Source organism: Streptomyces lincolnensis (genome assembly GCF_021173675.1).
GTDB classification, from domain to species: Bacteria; Actinomycetota; Actinomycetes; order Streptomycetales; family Streptomycetaceae; genus Streptomyces; species Streptomyces lincolnensis_B.
The window spans coordinates 257,037-270,290 of record NZ_JAIHON010000006.1; the positions used below are offsets into that span (position 1 = coordinate 257,037).

A 13,254-nucleotide genomic window follows, 5' to 3' on the forward strand; every position below is an offset into this window, starting at 1 on the left:
CTCCGGTGTGGTGGCCGGAGGTGGGTCCCTGCGTGGGGTCCCTGTCCTCTGTGGGTGGGCTACTGCTGTGCGGCGATCTGGTCGAGGAAGCGGGCGCGGACGAGGTTGTGGCGGGCGTCGGCGAGGGCGTTGTGGAGTCCGTCGGCTTGCTGTGGGAGGTCGATCGGGCGGAGGCCGAGGCGCTTGGCCTCGGTGACGAGGTCGTCGGACTGCATGGGGATGCCGCGCGGCAGGTTGATCATGGGGCCCCAGAGTTGGGCGAGGGCGACGTGGTCGTACGCCGAGTAGTAGGCCCAGAGCTGGGGGTCGGGGGTGGTGAGGATGAAGTCCTCGACGAGGTTGGCGATCTGGGCGCGGGGTCGGACGTCGGGGTGGTCCAGGTCGAGCCTGTCGATGCCGCGGTAGCCGGGCTGGTTCTTCCGGATCGGCAGGGACGACCAGACGTTCTCCATCAGCCAGGGGTTTTGGCGTACGGCGGTCTGGTTGAACTCGCTGCTGACGGCGTACAGCTCGCGTCCGTCTTCGCGGACCATGCCGATGCTGATGAGGTCGATGGTCTTGCCGTCGTCGATGAATTCGGTGTCGTAGAAGATCCGCATCAGGTGTCCTGTCGTGGTGGTGGGAGTGCGTCGAGGCTGTCGCCGATGTCGTGGGCGAGTTGGCGCCAGCGGGTGGCGAGTTCGGGTGCGGTGGTCTCGCGGGCTTGGGCAGCGACGAGGAGGGCTTCGACGAGTTCGGTGGCGTCTCGGGTGCCTCCGGGGAGGCGGAGGAGGGCGGCCATCAGTAGTTCTCCGGGGCGACGGGTGGCGGTGCCGGCGAGGGTGTCGGTACGGCGTCGCTGGTGGTGTGGCAGCTGAGGAGGAGTACGGCGGCGGCTGCGGTGCTGATGAGGGCGTGGAGGGCGCGCATCAGAAGGGCGGCTCGTTGCCGCTGGGGCCGGTGTTCCAGGGGTCGTCCTGCGGGGGCGGGCCCTGGCGGTACTGCTGCTGTGCTTGCTGGCCTTGGGGGTGCTGCTGGGCGGTCTGGCGTTGTCCGCCTTGGCCGTTCTGCTGGCTGGCGGCGTCCTTCGAGACCTTCGCCACGGCGTAGGCAAGGTTGGGGGCGATGGAGCGGATGAGGAGGGCCGGCCGCTCGTACTTCTGGCCGTCCTTCTCCCAGCGCTCGGTGCGGAGTTCGCCGGTGACGAGGACCTCCATGCCCTTGGCGAGGGACTCGGTGGCGTTCTCGGCGAAGCGCTCCCAGACAGTGCCGCGGACGAAGAAGGTGTCGCCGTCCTCCCACTGTTGGGTCTGCTGGTTGAGGCGGCGGGAGTTGAAGGCGAGCGCGATGGACGCGACGGCTTTCCCGGCCTGGGTGAAGCGGAGTTCGGGGTCGGCGGTGAGGCGGCCGACGCCGGTCAGGGTGGGGAGCAAGGTCAGTTCTCCTTGGTGGTGTGCTTCGTGGTGGTGCGGTGGATGGCTTCCATCCACTCACCCCAGTCCTCGCCGTCGTATCCGCGGCTGTCGGGGTCGCCGGCCAGGGGCTGGGCGAGGACGTGGGCGGCGACCTGGGCGAGCCTGGCGTGGACGTCGGCGCGGGCGATGAGTGCGGCCTGCTGCTCGGGCCACCGGGGGAGGCCCTCGCGTGTGACGGGGCTGCCGGTGATGCTGGTGAACGAGGCTTCGGAGAGGAGCCGTTCGGCTTCGCGGTAGTGCTGAGGTCCGTTCACCGGATCAGTTCTCCTTCGTGGTCTGGTGGTCCGCGATCTCCTGGAGGCGGGCCATGAGGTTGGGGATTTCGGCGAGCGGGACGCTGGAGCCGTTGGGGTCGGTCCGGAACATCACGCCGGGGCCGAGGTTGGGGATGTCGGCGGTGGTGATCAGGAGCCGGTCGCCGTCGACGTCGGTGTGGTGGTACCGGGGCGGCTGGGGGTTGTGGACGACGACGATCTCCGTGACGACGGGGTCGGTCACTCGGGCTCCTCGGGGAGTTGGGGCTGGATGGGGATGGAGGTCTGGTCGGGGTGGACGGTGGGCGTCATGACGGGCTTGACGGGCGTCAGCGCGGGTCGCGGGCGGGGCACTGGCTTCGGGATGAGGCCGCGTCTCTCTCCGCAGACAGGTCCGTAGCCGCGGGCCCGGGACTCTGGCGTCCGGAGCTGCTTCGGGCAGAACCGGCACTTCATTGGCGCTTCTTTCGGCGGTGGGCGTCGAGGCTGGTTACTCCGACGGGGAGGGCGAGCTGCTCGGTTCGGGCGGGGCAGGTGGCGACGTGCGGCATGTGGAGCCGCTCCCAGCCGGTGAGGGGGAGCTCGTCCGAGGGCCGGCGGGATCGGACGGCGCCGGTGCCGTCCCGCCACACTGCGGTGTTGCCTGCAGGGTTCGGGTTGGGGTCGACGGCGAGGCGCTTCCCGGCCTCGGTGGTGGTCCAGAGGACGGGGCGGCGGCATTCTCTGCACGGGATGGGTCGCTTCATGGCGTGGTGGTGGTCGGGGTGTTGGCCGCGAGGACGCGGGCCTGGTGGACGTTGGGGGTGAGGGTGCAGGGCTCGCTGGCGGGGGCCTGGCAGATGCGCTCAGGGCACCGGGTTGACATGACCCTGATCCATTCGATGGCGCGGGCGCTGTGCACGTCCTTGCGCCGGTCGACGCTGCCGCGCTGGTTCGTGCAGAGGGCACCCGGGCCCGCCTTGCACCAGGTGCACTGGATGGCCATCGCGGCGAACCGGTACGGCCGACGGCGCTGCTGGGGAAGGCCCGTCATGACGCCTTTACCTCCGGCTCCTGGTCCTCGTTGCGAACTGCGAGGGCGGCGGCGGACGCGGCCTTGATTCGGGCCTCGGCCGCGTCGAGGTCGAGCAGCGGGAGTCCGGCGGCTTCGCGCTGGGTGTCCTCCAGGCGGACGGGGTGCACGTCCTTGCGGCGCTGTCCGTTGGTCGTGCAGCTGGCGCCGGGGGCGGCGCCGCAGCGTCGGCAGCCTCGGCCGCGAGGGTCCTTGGAGGTGTCGCGGTCGGCGGGCATCTTGCCGATGGCAGCTCGGACGGCGGCTGCACGGCCCTCGTACGGGCCATGATCGGCACCTGGGGGCAGTGCGGGGCGATCTCCGGCCCCGAGGGAGGCACGGATGCTGCTGGGGCCTGTGAGGCCGTCTCCAGCGGCTCGGATGATCTCTCGGATCGCGGCGGCCGACTCGGCGCCGGTCTCCAGCGGGTTGCCGTCGTAGACGATGTTCGCCAGCGCGATGCGCTCGGCACGGCGGGCCTTGATCTCGGCGATGATCTCGGCCGGTGCGACGAAGGCCTGGCGGGAGGCGACGGTGACGACCGCGGCGCGGGCCTCGTCGAGGCTGTACGGGGCGAGGATGTCACCCCAGACGTCGGGGGTGTGCTCGTTGAAGCGCTGCTGAGGGCACAGTTGGTGGACGTAGGCGCAGAGGGCCGTGGCCTCCTGGCTGTTCATGGGGTGCCTCCTTCGGCTGCTGCTGCGGCGGCTTCGTCGCGGGCCTTGGCGCGGGCCATGGCGCGGTCGAAGAGGTCGGTGCCGGTCGTGGGGTCGTAGCCCGGGCCGGCGGACTGGCGGGGCGCCGCGGAGGAGTTCATGACCTCGTTGACGACGCTGGCGAGCGTCGAGGGGTGGAGGCCCTTCGTCATCCAGGTCGCGATGCCGCGGCGGATCCAGTCGGGGTGGATGCGGTCCTCGTCGAGGAGGATCCGGATCTCCTTGGAGAGGTGGCCGATGACGCGGGAAGGCGGGCGCTCGGTGCAGCGCTCCAGCCACTCGCCGACGATTGTCTGTGCGGTGATCGGGGCGTCGGAGTCGGCGGCCAGAGCGTCGTCGACTGGCTCTCCCTTGAGGACCTCGTCTTGTGCGTCTCCTGTGTCACCGGGGGTTGGTGTGGCGGTGGCACCGGAAGCGTCGGCGGGACCTGCGAGCGGTTGCTGGTGGTTCTCTGACGGTTGACTGGTGGTTAGGGGGGCGCTGAGTGCGTGACGTTCGGACGCAGAGTGCGTGACGTCACGCATTGGGAGTGCGTGACTCACGGACTCTGAGTGCGTGACACCCCTCTCTGTCACGTCGTCTGAGTGCGTGACAGTCACGGACTCTCCGTGCGTGACCGTCACGGGCTCCGAGTGCGTGACCCGCTTCGCCCGGGCCCGCCGCTGACGCTCCGCGGCCTGCTTCTTCGCGTCCTCAGCCTCGGCCTCCAGCTCGGCCCAGTCGAACTCCGGCCGCCGCAGGTGCATCTGGAGCTTCCACTTGGTCCGGCCGTTGACCGTGCCCTGCTTCCGGATCAGACCACCGGCCTCCAGGCGACGGAGAGCACGTTGGACGGTCCGCTCGTCGTACCCGGTCCGGTACTGGATCCGCAGGTTCGAGGGGTGCGCGTTGGAGCCGTCGGGGCGGGCGTGCTCGCCGAGGACCTGGAGGACGTGCCGCGCCGTGCTATCGGGCCGATTCTTCTCGGTCCGCAGCATCGGGGCGTCGTCCATCGCCCAGGAGACAGCCTCGGTGCTCACGCGCTCCTCATTCGATAGGTGGAGTAGTGGCCGGGGGCCCGGCAGCCGGTCTCATCCGCTGGGCCCCCGGGGGCTCAGCGGGCGGCGGGAACCTTCGTCGACCCGGTGTGCCGCCAACTGGCGGCACACCGGGTGTTCGCCTCCCGGCATGCCGAGTCGATCGGCTCCTTCTTCCGTACGTGCCGGTCGTACGCAGCCTTCGTGCCGCAGGGCGCGAGCGGGCGCCCGCCCTTGGGCTTCTCCGCCTCCGGCTCGTTGGCGGCCGGGGCCGTGGGGCGGCGGGAGGCGGCGACCTTCGCGCGCTGTGCTCCCGTGAGGCCGGCCACGATGCCGACGCGGAGGCTGGCGGCCGTGTGCGACTCACGAGCGAGGATCGCCTCCAGGCACTCCTCGCGGACCGGGCACTCCTCCAGGCAGATCTCTTTGGCCCGGCGCCAGGTCCTCTTGGAGAACCAGAGCTCCGGATCCTCGCTGCGGCAGAGGGCTTTCAGCTCCCACTCTCGATCCATGACGGGTCCTCCGTACGGTCGGTCAAGATCAAACGAAACTGGGCTGGTGGCGGGTACGTGACGGGGCGTCGCGACGGCCGTCACGAGGCCGCCGCGGAGACGGTCGGAGCGCCCTTGTACGTGCCGTGTTCTCGGTAGTGGCGGTCCCCGGCGTTCTTCGCCTCCCGGCACGGCGGGCACAAAGGCTCCTTCCGCCGGCTGTGCCGTCGGGCGCCCTGGTACGTGCCGCACTGAGCCGGAGGCGCGGCGGACTGGCGCTGCGCCTTCTCCTGCCTCCACTCGGCCTGTGTACGAACTCGGCTCAACGCCTCACACAGGGGCGTGTCGTCGGCCGGGAACCAGATCCGGAGGGTCCGGTAGTCGATGCCGAGGCGCCGCGAGATCAGCGCGCGATCAGTACCGCGCTGGAGCAGGGTGTCCGCCGCGAAGGCGGTCTCGGGGCCGGTGAGCTTCCAGTCGCCTGTGCGGAGGCCGTTGACCGCCAGTTCAATGGCGAGCAGATCGAGCAGCATGAGGCCGTCGGCGGTCGCCAGCCACACGGTGGGCACGGCGAGGTTCGTAACCCGAATCCAGTCCCGCTGGCGGCCGGGAACGGCCGCGGGAAAGGTACTGAGAGTCCCATCGGTGCGGGTCACGAACTCACCGCCTCGAACAAGCTCATCTGCTCGGCCGCGGAGCGATCGGCGGACCGCACGATCTGGTCGGCCAGCCAGAGGGCCACCAGCAGGGCGCAGATCAGTTCCTTCTGCCTCTCGCCCAGCCAGAACCGGTGCTCCGAGCCCCAACCGTGTGTGCTCTTGCCACAGTTGATGCACATCCGCTCCGTACCGCTGACGTCGGCCTCGGTGTCGCGGATCTCGTAGAGGACGTGCTCAGCGCGTTGTCCGCAGCGCCAGCAGCGCATCGTCCGGGCCCTCGCCCGCCCGGTCCACTCGACCACGCTCATTCGCTCACCGCCGTGACGGTGGACACCCAGGCGAGGGCGGTGTCGTCGAGCTGCTCGCGCGCCCGGGTCACCGCCACGTACGCCAGGCGGGCCTCCTCGCGCGGCAGGACCACCAGGCCGGTCTTCTGGTGCGGCTTCGGCGCGCGGAAGTCCGCGTGGATACGGACCGCCGGCCACTCGCGGCCCTTCGACCGGTGCGCGGTCGACACGACCAGCTCGGCCTGCTGCTCCGAGCACAGTCCGTCGGCTGCCGAAACGATCCGCTCGGGCCCGTGCTCATCGATGAGCTTCACCAGGACCTCAAGGGAGCCGTCCTCTTCGGCGGCGTACTGGCGGACGTCGTCCCAGGAGGCGAAGCCCATCAGCTCCGGGTGGTCGGTCGGCTTGCCGCCCTGGAGGGCTTCGGCGGCCCAGGCGAGCTGCTTGATGGCGCTGCCCCCGCCGACGAGGGCGACCTTCCGGCCCTCACCGAGGGCGTGCATCACGATGCCCATGGCGCCCGCGTTCGTACGACAGAGGATCGCGTCCGGGGCGTCGAGCGAGCCGATGGTGGACTCGGCGGCCTCCCAGCCGGTGAGGCGGAGCGGCGCATCGATCAGGCGCAGCCACTGGTTGGCGCGGGCGGCGATCGCCGGGCCGAACCGGAACGACTGGCTCAACGTCAGCTCGGGGCAGCCGAGTTCGTCCACGAACTTGGCCAGGGCGTCGTTGGCGCCGCGCCAGCTGTAGATCTGCTGGGCGGAGTCGCCGACGGCGATGCGCTGGGCGTGCTCCTGGGCGAGGAGGACGGCGGAGAGGACGTCGTTGGTGTCCTGCGCCTCGTCGAGGAGGACCACGTCCGTGGGGATGGTCGGCCGGCTGAGGGCCCACATCTTCAGGTAGTGGTCGTGGCTGAGGTTGAGGACGCTGTCGTCGTTCTTCAGGTCCTCCCACGCGGCCCGGGCCACGGGCAGGATCAGCTTGACGACTTCGCCGCGGTTCTTCTTCAGGCCGTCGAAGTGGGGGACGTGCTTCTGGATGATCTCGGCGTCGGCGCTGTGGCAGAACCGGGTGACGGTGTCCAGCGCCATCCGCATGATGATCTTCGAGGTCATGGCCTTCATGCCGCCGAGGTCCGTGAGGATCGTAGGGGTCGCGCCGATGATGCCGAGGATCGAGCGGACGTCGATGGCCTGCGCGGCCTGGTGCGCGGTCTGGCGCGGCCGCTGGAGACGGGCGCCGTACTTCGGGTCGAAGGCGAGGCCGTGGCCGGTCTTGCAGACGACCGTGCCGGGGAAGGATCGGCGGGCGTCGGCGGCGATCGCGCTGTTGTAGGCGACGTACGTCATCCGGCGCCGCCGGTCGGACCGGGCGATCATCTTGAGGGTCGAGGACTTGCCGCAGCCTGCGCCGGCCTGGAGGACCAGGTCCAGCCCGTCGCCGTACGCGTCGATCGCTTCGGTCTGCTCTGGGGTGGGGTTCACCACTGGGGTGCACCTCCTCTCTGGAAGGTGCGGGCCCGCCCCGCATGGGGTCGGGGCGGGCCCGCGGTCAGTGGTGAATCAGGCGGACGTGAGGGCTTCGTTCTCCAGGCCCTGGACCATCTCGGCGAAGTCGGCGGCCGCGGTCTCCCCGCGCTCACCGAAGTTCGTGAGCGTGTCGAGCAGGGTCTGTGCCTCGTCCTTGGTCAGGTCGTTCGCCGAGCCGATCTGGCGGCCGATGATCAGCGAGGTCGCGTGGAGCCGTGCGGCTCGCGAGTCCTTGTGGCCGAGGCCGACCTTCGTGAAGCAGGCGTGCATCATCCGCATCTGCGGCGCGGTGACGGGGGCCGGGCTCTGCTCCTGCTCGGCGGCGCGCCTGTGGTCGACCTCGGCGAGGACGGCGGCCTCTTGCTCTGCGGGCGTCTCGGGGCGCTCGGTAGTCGGGGCGCTGTCCTGGTTGTGCCCGGCAGGCGGCGTTGACGGGGTCGTGACGCCCGTCGTGACGGGCTTGACGGCCTGCCCGTACTCCTTGATGACGTCCCCGAGCTTCGCGGGCTCCCCGGTCTTCGGGTGCAGCAGATCAGCACCGAGGAGACGCCGGCTGTTGGCCTGACCGTGCAGCTCCAGCGCCCGGTCATACGTCAGACCCTCGCGGACCAGTTCGTCCACGATGACCTGGACGGGGTCCACGCCCTGGCCGAGCTGCTCCAGGATCGCCTCGGCGAATTCCTCGCCGGGGTGGTGGACGCAGGCGCCGTCCAGGGCGGTGTACCGGGTCTTGGTGACGGTGCCCGCGCCCTGCACCATGTCGATCACGACATCGACTTCGTACTCGGCGCCTTCACGCTGGACCGTTTTGACACCCAGCTTCGTCACCTTGCCGCCGGACAGCTCGTAATCGTTCTTCGTCCGCATGGTGACGATCACGTGGCCAGGGAAGCCAAGCAAGACGTCCAGCATGTCCTGCTCCAGCTTGTTGACCGGGTCCCAGGCGGAGAACTTCCCGCCGCTGATCTTCCGGCCCTCTTCCTCGACGCGGGCGAGGAGACCGCCCTTGCCCGCCCAGAAGTGCGACCAGCTGTCGATGATGAGGACGGCGAGCCGGGCCTCCTCGGCGGCCTTGACCGCGGCGATCAGGTTCTCCGGGGAGCAGAACGCCATCGGCAGGTGCACGAACTCGTGCGCCTCGATGTCGGGCCGACCGGGGACGGGGGCGTACTTGAGGGCGGAGCCACGCTCCGTGTCGACGACGCCGATTGGGCCGCCCTTGGCGAAGCCCTCAGCCATGCGGAGGGCGGTCTTGGTCTTGCCGGAGCCGCCAGGGCCTTGGAGGGCGACGCGGGCCCGGGCGGTCTCGCGGGTCGCCGGGGCGAAGGTGAAGGTGGTCATGTCGTGCTCCGGTTGTCGCGCGGGTTCGGGATGACGGGGCGGAGAGGAGCCGCGGCGAGGCGGCGGACGGCGTTCACGACGCGCATCGAGGCGCTGTACGCGCGCTGCTTCTTCCGGAAAGCCGCGTCGCTGTCGGTCGCGGCCCGGCGGAACTTGCCGTCGAGCTGCTGCTCCACGGCGGCCGCGAGCTCGGTGCCGGTCTCCTTGCGGAGCTCGGCGAGCAACTGCGCAGCCTCGCCCGGGCGGAGGGCCCGGCCGGAGGTGAGGGCCTGGTAGACCCGGCTGTAGGCGCTCACTCGGCGGCCTCCGGGTCGTACTTGGAGGCGATCTCCAGGGCGGTCACGACGTAGCCGGTCGGGCCCTCGGCGTCGTCGACCGTGGCGACCAGCTCGGCGACGCCGTCCTCCTCGTCCTCGATCCAGTCGAAGGCTGCGGTGGGGAGGTCGCGGCGAGCGTGGTCCTCAGCGTGCTTCCGGGCCTCGATCTGCGTCGTGTACTGGCCGAGGGGAACCGAGTCCCACTGGGCGCAGTAGATGACGAGCGCGGGCGCCTCGGCCTGGTCCTCGTTGCGGAGGACCTGGGTGGGGGCGAAGGTGCGCGTCAGCCGGTCCGACCCCGGACGGAAGAAGTCGACGGGAGTGGCGTCGGCCGCCGTGCGGCTGCACTTCTCCAGCGTCTCCTCCTGGAGCGGCTTGCTGCCGGCCGGAACCGGCAGGGCCCCGAGCTCACACACGGCCGTCTCGACGTCCTGGATCGGCTCGCCGACGTAGCGGGCGTCCACGCGGGCGCCGTACTCCGTCAGCTCCTGCCGGGCCTCGAACGCTCCCGCAGGGGCGTACACGGACGGCCGACCGGCCCTCTTGAGAGCTCCGCGGATCGACCGCACGACGGCACTCGCGGACTCGCTGGAGCTGTACTCACCGACCTCCTGCCACTGGCCAGGGTTGGCACGGCAGACGGAGGCGACCATGACGTGGTCGACGTTCCTGCGCCTCATGCCGACACACCGCCCTCGGGCAGCACGTCGCCGTGCCCGTCGAGGTACTCGAAGCCCTGGTAGTAGATGCGCACGCCAGACTGGCTGCTGCTGACCTCGTGAAGCCGGTACGGACGGCCAGTTTTGGCGAACACCCGGTCGTTGCTGACCTCGACCTTGGCACCGCGCAACGCCCTCGCGAGCTCCTGCGCGATCTCCACGACCTGGCCGGTCTGCGAATTCCAGGCCGAATCCACACGGATGTGGCCGTCGTGCTGGAGCTGCCAGTCGATCGGGAGCTGGCCCAGGCGCGGGCGCTTCGCGATCAGCATCTGCACAACCGCGGCCTGAACGGGAATCTGGTTCTTCATGCGGTCTCACCACCCGTCATGACGGGCGTGACCTGCTGTGACGGGGTCCCCGTGACGGGCGTCACCGGACCGGCGTGCTGAACGATGCTCGCCAGCGTGCAACGCTCCGGTCGGCCGTCCACCGACAGCAGCGGCATGCCGTCCGCCGTCCGAACGCCCTGGTAGAACCACACGTCACCGCGGGCGTCCTGCTGCGGGAGCGCCAGGTCGTAGACGATGCCCTCGAACTCGAACGGGGCCTTGGCGATCTCCTTCGCGTGCGCCCGGGCCTGCGGCAGGTCGTACGCCACGACACCGACACGGACGCCGTCACGGTGACCGTCACCGGCAACCATGTACGGCAGAGCCGTCTCCTTGTCGTGCTGGATCCCGAAGTACCTGCGCCACTCGCCCCACTGGGACTGGTTCACGATGTGCAGGGAGACGAGGATCCGGTCACCGTCCAGCTGGATGTTCTGAACCGAGGGGTGTTCGCCGATGTGCCGCTGGATGACGGCGGCGACCCGGCGGGCCCGCTCGCAGGACTCATCCCAGACGAGGGCCTGCTGCTCCAGGTCGGTCAACTCCGGCTGCTGCTCCTGGTGCTCGCGTGCCTCGTCGTCAGCGGACTTGCGCTTCAGCACCATGCCGAATGTGCGCTCAGGGTCGACCAGCATGCCGACGCCGTCGAGGGCGTGGGCGATGGCGGCCGCCGGGTCACTGCCGCTGGAGGCCAGCGCTGTACGGATCACGCGGACGGCGTGGGGGAGGTTCTTGTTCACGCCGCGACCCCCTCGGCAGCGAGGGCGCGACGCACATTGGCGCGCAAGTTGTTCTTCGCCCGGTCCGTGAGGGTCTTCACCGCGCCGGACCCGCGGCCGAGCCGGGCCGACGCCTCCGCCAGCGGCAGCTCCTCCAGGAACCGCAGCCGGAGGCACTCCTGCTGCGACGGGAGCAACGACTCCATCGCGGCCTGTACGGTCGCGGCCGCATCGCCGGCCTCCAGGCGACGCAGGGTGGTCTCCTCCGCAGACTCGACCGTGCCCGTCAGCGACTCCAGCCACGGTGTCCGGTCATCAGCGCCCGCGACGGGCGGCGTCAGCACCTCCAGGCGGGTGCGGGCGGCCTTGCAGTGATCCGCGTGGATGTTGCGGGCAATGACGGTCAACCAGGCGCCGAAGCCACCCGAGCCCGGCCGGTCGACGAAGCTGTCGAGGTTCCGGAGCGCGCGGATGAACGTCTCGCTCGTCAGGTCCTCGGCCAGGTGCCGGTTGCCCGTCCGGAAGACGAGGAAGCGGTACACCTCGGGCTGGTGGTCGTTGTAGAGGGTGGCGAAGGCGTCGCGGTCACCCGCGGCGGCCTGGACCACCAGGGCGGCCGTGAAGCCTCCCGTGGGGTTGATCTTGGCGTTAGCCTGTGCAGACACCAGATCTCCTTTGACGTAGGGGTTTTCGGTGTGGGGGTCGTCCCGGGTCGCATCCGGGGCGGCCCCGTTGGCGTTCAGCCGACGGGCTGTCGCTGCATGCCGGCGAGGACGGCGTGCGGGTCGAAGCGGCGAGAGCTGCCGACGTAGATCAGGCCGGGCCAGATCTCGTCCCGCTCTCGTGCGTCGGTGATCTGCTTGTCGATCCAGCTCATGGACTTCCGCAGGAACGTCGCGAGCTCCCGCTGGTCCATCAGCCGCTCTGGCAGTGCCGACTTTCGGCGTTCCGGAATCTTGGATCCGCCTGTGGATGTAGATTCCGTGGGCGTGAAAACGGAGCTCGCGAAGAGGGTGGCGATCTCCCTGTCGAGGGCGGCGGCGATCAGCTCTGCGGCACGGTCGCTGCATTCCTCGCGGGCGCTCTTGCCGCCGCCCACGATGAAGCCGACGTACGAGCCCGAGATGCCCTTGCCCTCGGGGTCGACTTCCTTCGTCTTGGCGGCGAGGCGCGGGATGTCCAGCTCAGCCGCCTTCATGGCGGCCCGCAGCGGGGCACCTTTGTCCAGTCGTCGCATGGTGAACCTCCGGCGCATGGCCGAATAGGAGTGCTGTGCGGATCTTGCTGACCTGCACGTTCTACAGTCTGCATGTAGATGTGGATCGAGTCAAGAGGGGTGTCTAGGGGTGTTGAAGACGCCGGACAGGGGCGCATGGGGGTCGTGTAGATGCCCCGGCGTACCGTCAAATACAGGTCATGGCTCTTCGATCTACTTGCACATGTAGATGCCGATGCCCGATCCTTCTCCTGTGACTAACCACCAGCCCGACCCTGGAGCGAGCGACGCCGAGGCCCCCGCCCGCGACGGCGAGGATCTGGCGGCACTCCTGGAGCGCCTCCTCGAAGAGGTGCCCGGCAGAACACAGAAGGAACTGGCCACCGAGGCTGGCGTCTCCTATCAAACGCTGAATGCCTGGGTGAGGCGCACTCGCGGCACTTCGCGTATTGACCCGGACACGCTGCGATCGCTGGCCAGGGTATTCAGCAAATGGGGTATCGAAGTCAGCGTGCGGCAGTTCTTCGACGCCGCCGGGCGGCCAGTGGCCGGCCCCGCTGACGAGGAGCGGGAGGCGCACCTGCTCCGGGTCTACCGGCAACTCCCCGAGGACAAGCAGCGATTGCTTGTAGAAGACGCCCAGGTCATGCTCCGGATTGCGTCTGCCTCGTGAGAAATACTTAGGGTTGCCTAAGTCTTTCTGTTATGTTTTGCGCAGGTTAAATGCCCGATTTTAGGAGGCTATTTACCGGTCCGGCTGAGGCGAAAACAAACTCCCCGGATCGCATAATTGCACCTACACAGCATCTACACACACAGGTACGATCAGTGACCCGCTGTTCTCCCGGAGCGGATGATTCCTGTCATTGCGCATACCTGGGGGACACCTGTGTGCATCCGCATCACCGCCGTGGACGATCAGCTCCCGAAGATCGCCATCTGGGACCCGAACGAGGTCAGCATCCTCGTATCCAGGGGCACCCACCCCCACGACCTGATCAGAGAACTCCACGCGATCCTCGCGATCGACCTCGGCGCACCCGACCTCCCCGGCGCCGGCCTTCACTGCATCTGCGGGACCCCGATCACGCTCCCTGACGAGCTCGCCGCGGTCCCCGCCGTGACCGGCCCATCGAGTCTCTGATCAGGAGCA

23 protein-coding genes are annotated in these 13,254 nt (G+C 69.5%); 2 read left to right on the forward strand and 21 right to left on the reverse strand.

The genetic code is table 11. The annotated features are described in order from the left end of the window. Positions 1 to 59 precede the first annotated feature (59 nt). The 21 genes from K4B79_RS18935 to K4B79_RS19030 form a co-directional block, all read right to left on the reverse strand. Positions 60 to 599 carry a 3'-5' exoribonuclease gene (locus K4B79_RS18935; RefSeq protein ID WP_232027948.1) on the reverse strand — a complete coding sequence of 180 codons (540 nt, stop codon included), beginning with the start codon at positions 597 to 599 and terminating at the stop codon, positions 60 to 62. After that, positions 599 to 781, reverse strand: a complete 183-nt coding sequence (locus tag K4B79_RS18940) for a hypothetical protein (protein ID WP_232027949.1) — start codon at positions 779 to 781, stop codon at positions 599 to 601. The genes K4B79_RS18935 and K4B79_RS18940 overlap by 1 nt, the downstream gene beginning before the upstream one ends. After that, positions 781 to 909 carry a hypothetical protein gene (locus K4B79_RS47805; protein WP_269463643.1) on the reverse strand — a complete coding sequence of 43 codons (129 nt, stop codon included), beginning with the start codon at positions 907 to 909 and terminating at the stop codon, positions 781 to 783. Before K4B79_RS47805 ends, K4B79_RS18940 begins: the two co-directional genes overlap by 1 nt. Then, positions 909 to 1,412: a single-stranded DNA-binding protein gene (gene ssb, locus K4B79_RS18945; RefSeq protein WP_232027950.1), complete on the reverse strand. Its 504-nt coding sequence runs from the start codon at positions 1,410 to 1,412 to the stop codon at positions 909 to 911. The genes K4B79_RS47805 and ssb overlap by 1 nt, the downstream gene beginning before the upstream one ends. Positions 1,413 to 1,414: 2 nt before the next feature. Continuing rightward, positions 1,415 to 1,708: a hypothetical protein gene (locus K4B79_RS18950; protein WP_232027951.1), complete on the reverse strand. Its 294-nt coding sequence runs from the start codon at positions 1,706 to 1,708 to the stop codon at positions 1,415 to 1,417. 4 nt (positions 1,709 to 1,712) lie between these two features. Further along, positions 1,713 to 1,952 carry a hypothetical protein gene (locus K4B79_RS18955; RefSeq protein ID WP_232027952.1) on the reverse strand — a complete coding sequence of 80 codons (240 nt, stop codon included), beginning with the start codon at positions 1,950 to 1,952 and terminating at the stop codon, positions 1,713 to 1,715. 208 nt (positions 1,953 to 2,160) lie between these two features. Next, on the reverse strand, positions 2,161 to 2,454 hold the full coding sequence (locus K4B79_RS18960; RefSeq protein WP_232027953.1) for a hypothetical protein: 294 nt from the start codon (positions 2,452 to 2,454) through the stop codon (positions 2,161 to 2,163). Beyond that, positions 2,451 to 2,741: a zinc finger domain-containing protein gene (locus K4B79_RS18965; RefSeq protein ID WP_232027955.1), complete on the reverse strand. Its 291-nt coding sequence runs from the start codon at positions 2,739 to 2,741 to the stop codon at positions 2,451 to 2,453. The genes K4B79_RS18960 and K4B79_RS18965 overlap by 4 nt, the downstream gene beginning before the upstream one ends. Then, positions 2,738 to 3,436: a hypothetical protein gene (locus K4B79_RS18970; protein WP_232027957.1), complete on the reverse strand. Its 699-nt coding sequence runs from the start codon at positions 3,434 to 3,436 to the stop codon at positions 2,738 to 2,740. Before K4B79_RS18970 ends, K4B79_RS18965 begins: the two co-directional genes overlap by 4 nt. After that, a complete protein-coding gene (locus K4B79_RS18975) occupies positions 3,433 to 4,494 on the reverse strand; it encodes a helix-turn-helix domain-containing protein (protein ID WP_232027961.1) in 1,062 nt (353 codons plus the stop codon). Before K4B79_RS18975 ends, K4B79_RS18970 begins: the two co-directional genes overlap by 4 nt. 74 nt (positions 4,495 to 4,568) lie before the next feature. After that, complete coding sequence (locus K4B79_RS18980) at positions 4,569 to 5,003, reverse strand: WhiB family transcriptional regulator (RefSeq protein ID WP_232027963.1); 435 nt, start codon at positions 5,001 to 5,003, stop codon at positions 4,569 to 4,571. A gap of 80 nt (positions 5,004 to 5,083) precedes the next feature. Continuing rightward, entirely contained in the window at positions 5,084 to 5,551 is a 468-nt protein-coding gene (locus tag K4B79_RS18985) for a hypothetical protein (protein WP_232027965.1), read from the reverse strand. Positions 5,552 to 5,634: 83 nt separating this feature from the next. After that, a complete protein-coding gene (locus K4B79_RS18990; protein ID WP_232027967.1) occupies positions 5,635 to 5,949 on the reverse strand; it encodes a hypothetical protein in 315 nt (104 codons plus the stop codon). Further along, entirely contained in the window at positions 5,946 to 7,412 is a 1,467-nt protein-coding gene (locus tag K4B79_RS48300) for a UvrD-helicase domain-containing protein (protein ID WP_232027968.1), read from the reverse strand. The genes K4B79_RS18990 and K4B79_RS48300 overlap by 4 nt, the downstream gene beginning before the upstream one ends. Positions 7,413 to 7,490: 78 nt before the next feature. Next, positions 7,491 to 8,798, reverse strand: coding sequence for an AAA family ATPase (locus tag K4B79_RS19000; RefSeq protein ID WP_232027969.1), 1,308 nt, complete (start codon positions 8,796 to 8,798; stop codon positions 7,491 to 7,493). Next, positions 8,795 to 9,094 carry a hypothetical protein gene (locus tag K4B79_RS19005; protein ID WP_232027970.1) on the reverse strand — a complete coding sequence of 100 codons (300 nt, stop codon included), beginning with the start codon at positions 9,092 to 9,094 and terminating at the stop codon, positions 8,795 to 8,797. The genes K4B79_RS19000 and K4B79_RS19005 overlap by 4 nt, the downstream gene beginning before the upstream one ends. Further along, complete coding sequence (locus K4B79_RS19010; RefSeq protein WP_232027971.1) at positions 9,091 to 9,795, reverse strand: hypothetical protein; 705 nt, start codon at positions 9,793 to 9,795, stop codon at positions 9,091 to 9,093. The genes K4B79_RS19005 and K4B79_RS19010 overlap by 4 nt, the downstream gene beginning before the upstream one ends. Then, positions 9,792 to 10,145, reverse strand: coding sequence for a hypothetical protein (locus tag K4B79_RS19015; protein ID WP_232027972.1), 354 nt, complete (start codon positions 10,143 to 10,145; stop codon positions 9,792 to 9,794). The genes K4B79_RS19010 and K4B79_RS19015 overlap by 4 nt, the downstream gene beginning before the upstream one ends. After that, positions 10,142 to 10,906 carry a BN159_2729 family protein gene (locus K4B79_RS19020; RefSeq protein WP_232027973.1) on the reverse strand — a complete coding sequence of 255 codons (765 nt, stop codon included), beginning with the start codon at positions 10,904 to 10,906 and terminating at the stop codon, positions 10,142 to 10,144. Before K4B79_RS19020 ends, K4B79_RS19015 begins: the two co-directional genes overlap by 4 nt. Continuing rightward, on the reverse strand, positions 10,903 to 11,550 hold the full coding sequence (locus K4B79_RS19025) for an RNA polymerase sigma factor (RefSeq protein WP_232027974.1): 648 nt from the start codon (positions 11,548 to 11,550) through the stop codon (positions 10,903 to 10,905). Before K4B79_RS19025 ends, K4B79_RS19020 begins: the two co-directional genes overlap by 4 nt. Positions 11,551 to 11,624: 74 nt before the next feature. Continuing rightward, positions 11,625 to 12,122, reverse strand: coding sequence for a hypothetical protein (locus K4B79_RS19030; protein ID WP_232027975.1), 498 nt, complete (start codon positions 12,120 to 12,122; stop codon positions 11,625 to 11,627). Between the two features lie 232 nt (positions 12,123 to 12,354). Between K4B79_RS19030 and K4B79_RS19035 the strand changes: the two genes are divergently transcribed. Then, entirely contained in the window at positions 12,355 to 12,774 is a 420-nt protein-coding gene (locus K4B79_RS19035) for a helix-turn-helix domain-containing protein (RefSeq protein ID WP_232027976.1), read from the forward strand. A 237-nt stretch (positions 12,775 to 13,011) separates the two neighbouring features. After that, complete coding sequence (locus tag K4B79_RS19040; RefSeq protein ID WP_232027977.1) at positions 13,012 to 13,245, forward strand: hypothetical protein; 234 nt, start codon at positions 13,012 to 13,014, stop codon at positions 13,243 to 13,245. Positions 13,246 to 13,254 lie beyond the last annotated feature (9 nt).

Excerpts from the sequence above, each read along its gene's own strand:
- K4B79_RS18935 (WP_232027948.1), bottom strand. The coding sequence starts at position 599 with ATGCGGATCTTCTACGACACCGAATTCATCGACGACGGCAAGACCATC.
- K4B79_RS18940 (WP_232027949.1), bottom strand. The coding sequence starts at position 781 with ATGGCCGCCCTCCTCCGCCTCCCCGGAGGCACCCGAGACGCCACCGAA.
- K4B79_RS47805 (WP_269463643.1), bottom strand. The coding sequence starts at position 909 with ATGCGCGCCCTCCACGCCCTCATCAGCACCGCAGCCGCCGCCGTACTC.
- K4B79_RS18960 (WP_232027953.1), bottom strand. The coding sequence starts at position 2,454 with ATGAAGCGACCCATCCCGTGCAGAGAATGCCGCCGCCCCGTCCTCTGG.
- K4B79_RS18965 (WP_232027955.1), bottom strand. The coding sequence starts at position 2,741 with ATGACGGGCCTTCCCCAGCAGCGCCGTCGGCCGTACCGGTTCGCCGCG.
- K4B79_RS18970 (WP_232027957.1), bottom strand. The coding sequence starts at position 3,436 with ATGAACAGCCAGGAGGCCACGGCCCTCTGCGCCTACGTCCACCAACTG.
- K4B79_RS18980 (WP_232027963.1), bottom strand. The coding sequence starts at position 5,003 with ATGGATCGAGAGTGGGAGCTGAAAGCCCTCTGCCGCAGCGAGGATCCG.
- K4B79_RS18990 (WP_232027967.1), bottom strand. The coding sequence starts at position 5,949 with ATGAGCGTGGTCGAGTGGACCGGGCGGGCGAGGGCCCGGACGATGCGC.
- K4B79_RS19000 (WP_232027969.1), bottom strand. The coding sequence starts at position 8,798 with ATGACCACCTTCACCTTCGCCCCGGCGACCCGCGAGACCGCCCGGGCC.
- K4B79_RS19010 (WP_232027971.1), bottom strand. The coding sequence starts at position 9,795 with ATGAGGCGCAGGAACGTCGACCACGTCATGGTCGCCTCCGTCTGCCGT.
- K4B79_RS19015 (WP_232027972.1), bottom strand. The coding sequence starts at position 10,145 with ATGAAGAACCAGATTCCCGTTCAGGCCGCGGTTGTGCAGATGCTGATC.
- K4B79_RS19030 (WP_232027975.1), bottom strand. The coding sequence starts at position 12,122 with ATGCGACGACTGGACAAAGGTGCCCCGCTGCGGGCCGCCATGAAGGCG.